General features: G+C 25.8%; 13 protein-coding genes. 2 read left to right on the plus strand and 11 right to left on the minus strand.

The features are described 5' to 3' along the window. Nucleotides 1-61: 61 nt before the first annotated feature. Nucleotides 62-1,087 (plus strand): branched-chain amino acid aminotransferase, encoded by a 1,026-nt coding sequence (locus tag AC4FRL_RS03830; protein WP_491138871.1) that lies wholly within the window; start codon nt 62-64, stop codon nt 1,085-1,087. 48 nt (nt 1,088-1,135) lie between these two features. Here the strand turns inward: AC4FRL_RS03830 and AC4FRL_RS03835 are convergent, their stop codons facing one another. The 3 genes from AC4FRL_RS03835 to AC4FRL_RS03845 form a co-directional block, all read right to left on the minus strand. Next, nucleotides 1,136-1,663, minus strand: coding sequence for a hypothetical protein (locus tag AC4FRL_RS03835; RefSeq protein WP_491138872.1), 528 nt, complete (start codon nt 1,661-1,663; stop codon nt 1,136-1,138). A gap of 149 nt (nt 1,664-1,812) precedes the next feature. Next, entirely contained in the window at nt 1,813-2,325 is a 513-nt protein-coding gene (locus AC4FRL_RS03840) for a hypothetical protein (RefSeq protein WP_491138874.1), read from the minus strand. Nucleotides 2,326-2,407: 82 nt separating this feature from the next. Beyond that, nucleotides 2,408-2,764, minus strand: a complete 357-nt coding sequence (locus tag AC4FRL_RS03845) for a hypothetical protein (protein ID WP_491138876.1) — start codon at nt 2,762-2,764, stop codon at nt 2,408-2,410. A 206-nt stretch (nt 2,765-2,970) separates the two neighbouring features. On the opposite strand from AC4FRL_RS03845, the gene AC4FRL_RS03850 reads away from it, so the two are divergent. Next, nucleotides 2,971-4,302: a polysaccharide deacetylase family protein gene (locus AC4FRL_RS03850; RefSeq protein ID WP_491138878.1), complete on the plus strand. Its 1,332-nt coding sequence runs from the start codon at nt 2,971-2,973 to the stop codon at nt 4,300-4,302. Between the two features lie 131 nt (nt 4,303-4,433). Here AC4FRL_RS03850 and AC4FRL_RS03855 read toward each other — a convergent pair whose 3' ends face one another. From AC4FRL_RS03855 to AC4FRL_RS03890, 8 genes are all read right to left on the minus strand, one after another. Continuing rightward, nucleotides 4,434-5,063 carry an alpha/beta hydrolase gene (locus AC4FRL_RS03855; protein WP_491138879.1) on the minus strand — a complete coding sequence of 210 codons (630 nt, stop codon included), beginning with the start codon at nt 5,061-5,063 and terminating at the stop codon, nt 4,434-4,436. Between the two features lie 426 nt (nt 5,064-5,489). Continuing rightward, nucleotides 5,490-6,536, minus strand: a complete 1,047-nt coding sequence (gene asrC, locus AC4FRL_RS03860) for a sulfite reductase subunit C (protein ID WP_491138881.1) — start codon at nt 6,534-6,536, stop codon at nt 5,490-5,492. A 12-nt stretch (nt 6,537-6,548) separates the two neighbouring features. Then, nucleotides 6,549-7,340 carry an anaerobic sulfite reductase subunit AsrB gene (gene asrB, locus AC4FRL_RS03865; RefSeq protein ID WP_491138882.1) on the minus strand — a complete coding sequence of 264 codons (792 nt, stop codon included), beginning with the start codon at nt 7,338-7,340 and terminating at the stop codon, nt 6,549-6,551. Beyond that, nucleotides 7,341-8,372, minus strand: a complete 1,032-nt coding sequence (gene asrA, locus AC4FRL_RS03870; protein ID WP_491138883.1) for an anaerobic sulfite reductase subunit AsrA — start codon at nt 8,370-8,372, stop codon at nt 7,341-7,343. A gap of 310 nt (nt 8,373-8,682) precedes the next feature. Then, nucleotides 8,683-9,384 (minus strand): dethiobiotin synthase, encoded by a 702-nt coding sequence (bioD, locus tag AC4FRL_RS03875; RefSeq protein WP_491138885.1) that lies wholly within the window; start codon nt 9,382-9,384, stop codon nt 8,683-8,685. Between the two features lie 2 nt (nt 9,385-9,386). Continuing rightward, nucleotides 9,387-10,346 (minus strand): biotin synthase BioB, encoded by a 960-nt coding sequence (bioB, locus tag AC4FRL_RS03880; protein WP_491138887.1) that lies wholly within the window; start codon nt 10,344-10,346, stop codon nt 9,387-9,389. A gap of 18 nt (nt 10,347-10,364) precedes the next feature. Next, nucleotides 10,365-10,919 carry a biotin transporter BioY gene (locus tag AC4FRL_RS03885; protein WP_491138888.1) on the minus strand — a complete coding sequence of 185 codons (555 nt, stop codon included), beginning with the start codon at nt 10,917-10,919 and terminating at the stop codon, nt 10,365-10,367. A 174-nt stretch (nt 10,920-11,093) separates the two neighbouring features. After that, on the minus strand, nt 11,094-12,188 hold the full coding sequence (locus AC4FRL_RS03890; protein ID WP_491138890.1) for a DUF1002 domain-containing protein: 1,095 nt from the start codon (nt 12,186-12,188) through the stop codon (nt 11,094-11,096). Nucleotides 12,189-12,267 lie beyond the last annotated feature (79 nt).

The raw sequence follows: 12,267 nt of genomic DNA on the forward strand, positions 1-12,267 counted from the left end.
ATTTTAAAAATTATAATGATAAAATAAAAAAGTATTAAACTTTTGATTGGAGTGTTAAACTATGGATAAAAATACAGATATTGATTGGAATAATCTAGGTTTTTCTTATATAAAAACTGATTATCGTTATATATCTCATTATAAAAACGGTGCATGGGATGAAGGAAAATTAGTTAAAGACAACAAATTAACTATAAGTGAAGCTTCAACAGCACTTCACTATGGACAACAGTGCTTTGAAGGGTTAAAAGCTTACAGAACAAAAGATGGAAAAATTCAATTATTTAGAGTGGATGAAAATGCTAAAAGAATGAATAAATCATGCGAAAAACTTTTAATGCCTGAAATACCTGTTGAAAAGTTTATAGATGCTTGTATGAAAGTTGTTAAAGCTAATGAAAGATTTGTTCCACCCTATGGAACCTTTGCAACTTTATATTTAAGACCTTTTATGATAGGTGTTGGCGATAATATAGGTGTTAAGTCAGCTCCTGAATTTATATTCTCAGTATTTTGCATTCCTGTTGGAGCATATTTTAAAGGAGGATTAAAACCTGTAAACTTTATGGTTGCAGATTATGATAGAGCAGCCCCTAAAGGAACTGGTTCTATAAAGGTTGGTGGAAATTATGCTGCAAGCTTAAAAGCTCATGAAATAGCTGTAAAAAAAGGCTTTGCAGATTGCATATACTTAGACCCTGCAACTCATACAAAAATTGAAGAAGTTGGTGCTGCAAACTTTTTTGGTATAACTAAAAAAGGAGAGTTTGTAACTCCATATTCAGATTCAATTTTGCCAAGTATAACGAAATACTCTTTAATGGAAATAGCTAAAAACAATCTAAAAATGCCAGTTTATGAAAGAGATGTTTTAATAGATAATTTAGATGAATTTTCTGAAGCTGGTGCCTGTGGCACAGCTGCTGTAATAACTCCTATAGGTGGCATAGAATATAAAAATAAACTTCATATTTTCTATAGCGAAACTGAAGTTGGACCAGTAACGAAAAAACTTTATGATATTTTATGTAAAATGCAATTTGGAGATATTAAAGCACCTAAAGAATGGATATTTGAAGTTAAATGATATAAAAATAAAGGAGGAGAATTTTCTCTTCCTTTATTTTTTATAAATTTATTCCATAAATAGATTGAATTTTTTTGCTAAAACTTCATACTCTTTAAAAGTATCTTTATCTTCATAAAAAACTGGAAATTTCAAATTATAGTTTCCCCAAATAGTAAAAGGTTTTTCAATAAAATAAAATGTTGAAAAAAATAATTCTCTTGTATTTAATCTAATTATAAAATCAATCACTCTACTATCTTCTATTTTAAAATAAATATCTTTTCTATTATTTTCACTAATTATTCCCTTTAATATTTCTGTATCCTCTTTGTTTAATTTCTCTAAAAGCTTTTTTAAACTTTCATCATCTAATTTTTCAATGTAAAAATCTATAATTAAATTATTATTATTAATTTTTAATGCTTCTTTAAAAAAGGCTAAAAAACTTTTTTCTTTTTCCTTAAATAATTCATCCTTCTCTATAGAAGGTGCTAATATTTTATTAGGATATTTATCTAATCCTTCCAATATATTATTAAATCTTATTTTAACTTCTCTTTGAAAATCTTCCTTTTTTATAGCTTCTAAAAACAAGGTATCACTCCCTTTTTTTACTTTAAATTATATTATATACTAAAGTATTTTTATATAAAAAAACTTATAAATTATAAAAATTTATAAGTTTTTTCATATAATCATTCTATTTCCTTAAAACCTATAACATCATAAGTATTATTATCTTTTTATTTAGTAATATTTTGCTTTTCACATTCTTCTAAACTTAATGGGAATTTATAATTATTTTCATCTAAAGAATTAATTAAATTAATGAAAACTAGTACTTCTCTTATAGTTTTTTCAATATTTTTTATTATGCTAGGAAAGGTAAGATTACTTTCCCAATCTTTAAGCTCTTCTTTTAAATTAAAATTTATTAAATCATCTTCTTTATTTCCATCATAAAAGGTATAATCTTCTCTTTTTAATATTATTTTATTAAAACTAAAATCCTCTCTAGCATTAATTTTATAAACTCTTTTAATAAAACCTTCTTTTTTAACCTCTAATAAGTAAACTCCTTTTATTATTAAAAATTCAACTAATCCAGAATCATTAGTCTTCTCTTCATATTTATAATTATAATTTTTAATAACAATATTTACTCCCTTAATAGGACTTTCATCTTCTTCTAAAATATTTAAAAAAATTCTTTGATAAATCATATTTTTTAAGATATTAAATCTTAAAATTTTCACCCTTTTTTATTACTATAATATATAAATATTCTTATAAAAAATTTTTGATATAAAATAATTCTATATATTTAAATTTAAAATTTTAAGAGAAGTTATTTTGATTTTTTAAAGCTTTAAAACTCTTAAATTTAAATATAAATCTTTGAAATATATAAAGATAAAAAATAAGAACAGCCATAGAGATTAAGACCTCTATAGTTAATATTCCTCCTCCTAATTTTAATATTTCTTTATTGCTTATTAAGATAACATACAATAAAAGAGATAAAGAATTCTCTAGTATAAGTATTCTTTTTAAATTTACTAAAGATTTAATATCTTCCTGTTTTAAATCCTTAATAAGTTTTTCTTTTTTATAAAGCAAATCATAAATAAGATATAATCCTATTAATATTTCTATAGCTAAAAATATTAATACAATAAAAAAACCAAATACCATGCGCTCCCCCTCCATTGTAATCGTTTTAAATTAATTATAACATTTTATTAATTTTTTTTAAATAAAATAATTAATTTCTTCAAAATTAAAATTTTAACCTTTTTGTAAATTTAAGCCTTTAAATGTAAAATACTATTATAATTGTACGATTTTTATATTTTATTGTTATAAATTATTTTTTAATAATTTATAAGAGGAGGCACTATATGAAAAAATTTTTTAAATACTTATGTTTAATTTTACCCTTAACCTTTTTAATAGGGTGTAGCAACAAAGAAAACTTAAATAACTTTTCTTTTTCCGCTTTTAAATTCAAAAATTTCTATGCCTTAGATAAAACTGAAGATAACATAAAAATAAACTTAAATGGTAAAGTTCAAAATCTTAAATTTCCAATATACTTAGACAAAAATAGATATTTAATTCCTTTAAATGAAATTGTTAATCTTAATAATGGAGAATTAAATATAGAAGAGGATAATTTAACAGTTAACCTTTTAAATAAGAATATAAAGGTTAATTTAAAGGATAATGTTTGGTCAGACTCAGAAAAAGAAAATCAAAAACTTAAAATTACTCCTATAATACAAGGAGGGGCTACATATATTTCATTAATTGATTTTGCTAATATGTTTGATTTAAAAAGCAGATGGAATTGTGATGAAAAAACAATAAAATTATATACAAATAAGGATATGTTAGATGTTAAACCTTATAAAGGAAAAGGTCCACAAAAAGGTATTATAAGATTTGAAGATGTAGCTTCTAGTGGTACAGGCACTTTAGAAGATTCAAATTATCTTGAATCTATAAGAGTTATGGCAAGATATCTAGGAAAGAAAAATGTTCCTTATCATATATCCTGGATACCTAGATATATAAATCCTGAAAAAAATATAGATAATGACCCTTCTAAAGAGAATAATTTTGCTAATGCTGAATTATTATACACCTTAGATTTTGCAAGCTATAATAAAGGAGAAATTGGTTTACATGGATATACTCATCAAATAGATAATTCAATTAGTGGACACGGCTTTGAATTTGGTAAATATAATCCTTCTGTAGATGATTTAAAATTAAGAGTATCTAAAGCTATAGATATAGCAAAAGACTTAAATATAAATATAAGCTTTTTTGAAGCACCACATTATACTATAAGCAAAGCACAAAATGAAGCTTTAGAAAAAGACTTTAAATACATTTTTAATGATTATGATGATAGCAAAGCACAATCAAAACCTATTAAATCTCCAACAGGAAGTGGCTCATATTACATTCCTACTCCTTTATATTATATTGAAGGTGGGAAAGAAAATGCTATGTTAAATAAAATATCCAAAATGTCTAATAAAACTTTTGCTGGAATGTTTTATCACCCATTTTTAGAAACTAAGCTTATAGAATTTAAAGATGGACAAGATGGCTATCCTGAAGATATTTATAAGAAACCTTCTATTATACAAAAAGTAGTTGATGAATTTGAAAAAAGAAATGTTAGCCTTATTTCTATAGAAGAAGTATCAAAAAATAAATAATATACATAATAAAGCTCTAGTAATAAAATTTACTAGAGCCTTTAATTTAAGTGATAAAATTCATGTAATATTTTATAAAAAAAGAATAAAGCTATCTTTCTAAGAAATAACCTTATTCTTATTTATAAAATCTATTTATTTATTATAAAATCTTTTTCTATCTCTAAAGCTTCTTTTAAAGCATCTACAGTAGCCATAACTTCACCCTCTATATCAAGAGCATGATTTGCATTTTCTATTACAAAGCTTTCTAAATCTTCTCTTTTTTCTATTGATAATCTATGTTCTAAGCTAAGTAAAGGATCTTTATCTCCTGTTATAACTAATGAATTTTCTTCTATATTAAATTCATTTAAAGTCTTATCTATAGGACTTATATAAATGTTTTTAATATTTTTAAATCTTTCTCTTAAATCTTTATTTAGGAAATATTGAACGCTTGTTCCTATACTCTTTCCTATTATTAAAATTTCTTCATATTCTTTATCTATAGCATTGTCTATAACTTCTAAAGATTCAGAAACCATTATACTAAATTCTTTTTCTATATTAAATTCACTTCTATTTATTTGATATCCATATTCAATCTCTAAAACATCATATCCTAATTCCTTAGCTAATTGCTTAGAGTAATCTAAATATGATCTATCTAAACAGTATCCTATACCAGGTAATATTATGCAAAGTTTATTACTTTTAACATCAATAAATCTTGGGCTTAATTCAACTCCCCAATAAGATTTTATTACTTTATTATTCATTTTAAAAACCTCCTATAAATTTTAAAGTTTTCAAAAATCTGTCCTAAAAAGTGATATGAAAGAGAGAAAATGCTTCACTTCTTAGGACAAATTATCTTAAATTTATAATAAATTTTGTTGTAATTATCTTCAAGTAATATTATAAATTTAAATTTTAATTCAATCAAAATTCACTAAAAACAAAGCCTTAAATTATATATAGCTTTATTAACAATTTGTTAATACTTTCTCTCTTTATTAAATATTATCCTTGTAATATATTTGAAATTTTAAATATGTAAGAAAAAAATTACATAGATTAAATATAATAATCTATGTAATTTTATTTAACTTATTTATTTTATTTAAGTAATTTTAAAAGCAATCTATAGAGGTACCCCTACCCTATTGTCTCTTTTAAAATTTATAATAAATCTTCTCTAAAAATTATCTTACTGGTCTAGTAGACTCTATGCTCTTATGCATTTTTATAGGCTTAACGTTGAAGTTTGATCTATATTCTGTTTCTGCCCAGAATATGTTATCAGCAACTAAAGCTTCTGGATTTAATTCTACTCCGTCTAAAATTATTTCTTTAAACTTGTGGTATCCAGCTCTGTCTATTAAATGACCACCATGTAAGTATTCTGGCTTGTAGTTTAATGCCCAAGCAGAGAATTTTTGCCAGTTTGCAAATATTCCAAGAACAACTTCTTCAGTTGCAAAGTTTACAAATGTTTTACCCATTCTTGGTGTTTGCTTACCTGTTCTACCACCTATAACTAATCTATAGAACTTTTCTGGTTTTCTAGTCCAAGCACTTGCAGGACATGCTAATACACATTCTCCACAACCTACACAACAACATGGATCTTTATCTATTAATCCTTTATGATTTAAGCTTAAAACTCTTGTAGCATGGTGTTCACAAGCTCTTACACAAGCTCCACAACCTATACATCTTTCAGGATGATATTCCATTCTAGCTTGTCCTATAACACCAAAATCTTGGAAGTGTGCTTTAGCACAGTCATTAGGACAACCAGCTACTGATACTTTTATATGGTAGTGTGAAGGGAATACTAATTTTTCTATTTTATTAGCCATATCCTTAGTATCTGCATTAGCTTTTATACAGTGTGAATTTCCTATACATGCCATAACGTTTCTAGCACCTATTGTAGGATATCCATTTTCATCAACTGTCATATCACAGTTACATCTATCAACTTCAACTTCTTGTAAGTAACCTTCTATGAATTTATTTACTTCTGGAATATTTTCATATTTTATTCCTGGAATACTAAATGTTTGTCTCATTCCCATGTGGAAAGTTCCATTTCCCCAAGTTTCAGCTATTTCTTGAACTTGAGATAAGTACTTAGCATCTACAATTCCTCCAGGAACACGCATTTGTAACATGAATTCTCCTGGAACCTTTGATTGACGAAAACAATTTAATCTAACCTTTTTTATATCTATATCATGATTCATAAATAATTCCTCCTAATCTAGTAAATCCTTTGCTTTTGAATAGTTAAAAACAGGACCTTCAAGGCATACATATGTTTCATTTATTCTACAATGTCCACATTTACCAACTGCACAAGACATTTTTCTTTCAAAAGAAACCCATATTTTATCTTCAGGAACTCCAAGTTTTAAGAACTCTAAAGCTGTAAAATGCATCATTATAGGAGGTCCTACAATAATAACTTCATAGTTGTCTCCAAAATCTTCTAAAGGTAACTTATTTAAATGAACAGTTACAAGTCCAGTTTCCCAACCTTCTTTTGTATCATTATCTAAAGTGTAGATAGTATTAAATCTTTCACTCCATCTATCTAAATCATTTTTGAAAAGTATTCCCTCTGAATTTTTAAATCCAAATACTAAGCTTAAGCTTTCAATATAATCTGGCTCATCATAGAATTTGTTTATTAAACTTCTAACAGGTGCAACCCCTGTTCCTCCAGCAACAATTACTACATTTTTGTTCTTAAATTGTTCTACAGGCCATCCTTTTCCATAAGCTCCTCTTAAAGAAATCTTATCTCCTACTTTTAACTTAAATATTTCATCTGTAACCTTACCTACAGCTCTTATTGTAAAGTCTAAGTATCCTGGTCCAAAACCACTTACAGAAATAGGTGCTTCTCCTATTTTAGGAAGAGATAATTGTAAAAATTGACCATGTTCAGGAACTATGTCAGAAGCAATTCTAAAAGTCCACTCCTTATCAGTTTCCTTAACTATATCTATTATTTCGCATGCTTTAGGTGTTAAAACATTTTCCATTTACATCTCCTCCTTGATTTCTTTTACTGCCTTTGCAACCTTGTTTATAGATGCTGTCATTGATATATTTTCAGGACATCTGTCTGTACATCTACCACAACCTACACACATATTTTCTTCTCCAAATTGAGCTTTATAGTCATGAATTTTGTGCATAACTTTATATCTCATTTTGTCTCCAGCAGTTTTTCTAAATGAATGACCTCCTGCCATTTCATCAAATCCATCTACATGACAAGATGCTTGTACTCTCTTTCTTTCTCCTATATTGTGGTTTGAATCATGAACTACATCTCTTGTTGTAAAGCATGTACATGTACTACAAGCAACTGTACAACTTCCACATTGAATACATCTTTTATTATATTCTTCCCACATTTTGTGCTCTTTAAGTTTATTTAAAACTTCAACACTTTCTATTTCAGGTAATTCAACCTTAGCTTCATTTTCTTCAATAAATTGAAGTTCAAAGTCTGCTTCTTGCTTTCCTTCAAAATATTTATTTAATTCTTCTTCCTTAACATTGAAAAGTAAGTTATCCTCATTAAATCTTACAGCTAAGCTATAATCATCAGTTTTGTTACTGTTCATTGTTGTACAAAAACATGTATCCCATCCTTCTGTACATTCTATACAAACAAACTTAACTCTATCTCTCATTCTTTTATAGAATACATCTTCAAAGTTACCATTTTTAAGATATATAGTATCTTGTCTTCTTTGAGCATTTATATCACATGGTCTAGCAAAAATAAGAATTTTCTTTTGGCTATCCATTCTACTTTCTCTAAATTCATCTTCTATAAAATAGTATAAAGTTTGAGAAATAGGAGTAATTACTTCTTTAACTGGATAAGTTGATTTTTCATCATAAACTATATCCTCAACTCTATCTATAACATCATATTTTATAATATCTGTATCGGAATATCTCCCTTGTTTTTCAAATCTCTTTGGAGCATAAATTATATACTCTTTCTTAAGCTCATCAAATAGCTTATTTACTTCTTCTAAATTTAATTTGTATCCCATTCAAACACCTCCAAAATTTAAACCATATAATCGTTAGTTTATTTTTTAACAAACTCCTTACACATTTATAATACCTTATTTTTTTAAATAAGTTAAATTCATATTTTTTATAATATATATAATAAAATAATTATATTGCTATCATTAATTTTAAAAATTCATTCCAATAATATTATTTTTTTAAAAAAATATATATTTTTTAAACATTTTAAAATTTATATTAATAAATTTCAGTTTTTGCAAAAAAATATTAAAAAAGAAAATAAGATATTAAGCCTATCTTATTTTCTTTAATATATTACCTGCTTTTTTACTCATAAATTAAATTTTTGAAAATAAATTTCTTTAAATTTTTAAAACTATAACTCTCAATATTTTCTATGCTTTCTACTGTAAATATGTTGTTTATTCCTGTTAATTTTTTTATGGTTTTCTTATTATCCCTATGTATAATATTATTCTCATTAAAATTATTAAGTATTATACAAGACACCTTCAAGTTTAAGCTTTTTAAATAATTTATTGTAAGAAAACTTTGATTTATAGCACCTAATCCACTATTAGAAACTAAAATAATTGGAAGTTTAAATTCCTTTACTATATCTTCTAGCATTATTCTATTTTTTTCAGATAAACTTATTGGACATACTACTCCTCCACTACCTTCACAGAGAATAAAATCATACTTATTTTTTAAAATTTCATAATCTTCTTTTATCTTTTCCATATTAATAGAAACCTCTTCAAGTTTACTAGCTAAATGAGGTGAATATGGATTTTCTAACACATAAGAAACCATTTTTTCATAAGATTCTTTAATATTTGAAAGTTTAATAACTTCTATGCAATCTAAAGGAAGAAGCTTTTCCTTTTCTTTTTTAGCTCCACTTAAAACAGCTTTATAATAAACTGCCTTTATCCCTTCCTCTATTAAAACTTTTAAGATCAACCCACTTATAAAAGTCTTTCCTACATTAGTATCTGTTCCTAATATATAAACACCTTTTTTCATAATTAAAGAACCCTCATATTAGAATCTTCTATTAATTTTTTATCATCTTTTATTTTATTTCCACAGGTAGTTAATAAATTTCCTGTTATAGTAGCATTAGCTCCTGCTTTAAAAGCATTTTCTCCAAAATTTTCAAGAAAATTCCTTCCTCCTGCTAATCTTATTCTAGCTTTAGGATTTATAAATCTAAAAATAGCAATAGTTCTTAAAATTTCTTCTTCTCTTAAGGGTTCTACATACTGAAGCTTTGTTCCCTTAATAGGATTTAAAATATTTATTGGAATTGATTTTATTTCAAGTTCGCGAAGAGTAAGGGCTAAATTAATTCTATCTTCTATACTTTCACCAAGACCTATTATTCCACCAGAACAAACCTCTAAGCCAACTTCTTTAGCATTTTTTATAGTCTTTATTCTTTCTTCATATGTATGACTTTTACATATATTCTCAAAATACTCTTTAGAAGTCTCTAAATTATGATGATATCTTTTAACTTTAGCTTCCTTTAATCTTTTTAAAGCTTCTCTATTTATTATTCCATGAGATGCACAAAGCTTTATATTAACATCATTATTTAACCTTAAATAATAATCTAAAACTTTTTCAAAGTCTTTTCCATAAAGCCCTCTTCCAGAAGTAACTATAGAAAATCTATAAACTCCTTCATTACAGTTTTCCTTAGCTATACTTTTTATTTTTTCATAGGATAAAAGAGGATAAACTTCTATTTTGCTATTGTTATTATTAGATTGAGCACAAAAAGCACAATCTTCATTACAACCTCCACTTTTACCATTTATTATAGAACACAACTCAACAGTATCTCCACATAATTCTTTTCTAATATTATTAGCCTCTTTAAGCAGTAAATCTAAATCACTATAAAAAAGTTTTATTGCCTCCTCCTTAGTTAATTTTATATTATTTATAGCTTTATTCTTCATTTTTAAAATAAAACTCATAAAATCCTCTCCCAATCTTTAAATATATCCTAAAGCCTTAAGTCTCACATATAACTTAGAGCCAACTAAAGCAACTATAAATGTTAATAACAAATCGCTAGGTAAAAATGAAATTGCACCAATGCTTATAGCTGAAATAACACTCATAGTACTTCCTAAATAAAAATTATATATTAAATACATATAAGATACTCCAAATAAATAAACTACTAAAAGCCCTAAAACTCCTGCAAAAAATAGATTCTTAGTATTTACAACCTTTAATTTTTCTCTTATCTTTCCTATAACATAAGCTGCAAATATGAAACCAATTAAATATCCAAAGGTAGGTTTAAGTATATAAGAAGGTCCACCTCCCTGCGTAAAAATAGGGATTCCTAAAAGCCCAACTAAAACATATACTATTTGTGCTAGTGCTCCTCTTTTAGCTCCAAGTAATATTGCACCTAAGGCACAGAAAAAATATTGCAAAGTAAATGGTACTATAGGAATTGGTATTTTTATAAAAGCTCCTATAGCTGTAAGTGCTGCAAAAATAGGTATAAGAGTTAAATCTCTTGTTTTAATACGCATAAATTAGTTCTTCTCCTTTTATAAATATTAAGTAAATATTTTTTAAATTTACAAATATTATAATATAGTATGAAACCCTTATTGTCAACCAATTAATTATTTAAGGTTTACAATAAGGATATTAAAAGAACCTATATGAAAATTTTTAATCACATAGGCTCTTAAGATAATTCTTTAATTGTTATTATTATTGTTATTATTATTGTTATTATTGTTATTACTATTATTATTGTTAGTATTAGTAGTATTTTCAGAGTTATCCTCAGGTTTATCTTGTATATTTTCTTGATTTTCTAAATCATCTTGATTTTTACCAGTCTTTATAATTATATTTCCATTTTCATCATAAGTTATTCCATCTTTAACCTTCTCACTAGCTGAACTAAACATATTTACTATAAAGTCTTTTATATCTCCTAAAATATTTTTTATACCATTTAAAGCCTTTTCTATAATACCACTTTCTTCTAAATGTCTACCTGTTTCTTCTAAAACCTTATTTAACTTTTCATTCATGTCCTTTAAAGACTCTTTCATAGAAGCATAATTATAATCTAAATCATTTATTTTTGACATAAATTTTATTGTCTGCTCCTGTTGTCCTTGAGTTAATATTATATTGTAATTATTAGTAACATTATTTACTATTTTCCCTATTTCCTCATCGTTTTTAGGTTTATCTTTTATTACATCTGTCTTAATATCATTTACAACTACAGCGGCCTCATCTTTTCCTAAGGTTTCTCCATCTTTAGTTTTAGCATCACTTAAATTGTTAGTTAATGATATTTCTTCTCTTGCAGCTTCCTTTTTTGGCAAAGCTAATTCCTCTCCAGAGGCATCTTCAAAACCCTTTAATATTCCTGCTAAAGCTGCTGTTCCTGTAACTTTAAAAGGTGCATCAGCCTTTACATCAGCATTATTTACTCCTGAAGTAAGAAGTGCATTTGCAAGCATACTCCCTGTTACTTCTGTTAAGTTATTTGTAATTACATTTATTCCACCTTTATCCTTAACAACTACATAAGAACTAGAGATTGATTGACTACTTTTAGGTATTGGTTTGCTAGTATCTAAACCTAACTGTTCTCTTATATCTTGATTTGTTACATTTATTATTTTAACTTGATTTTCTTTTACTCCAAAAGCTTTTAACATCTCTGCTCTTTCTGCCTCTGTTAAATTAGCTCCTAAAGTAACTACTGCTTCGCTTTTTTGCTCCTTTGCAAAAATTTCAGTGCTAAAGCCAATTGTTAATGTACTAATCAAAGCACCACATATAAATTTTATAAACCTTTTTCTTTTAGCCATATAAATTTATTGAAAATAGATTAAAATCTCTTTTCAA

The sequence above is a fragment of the Clostridium sp. TJA032 genome (assembly GCF_058310275.1).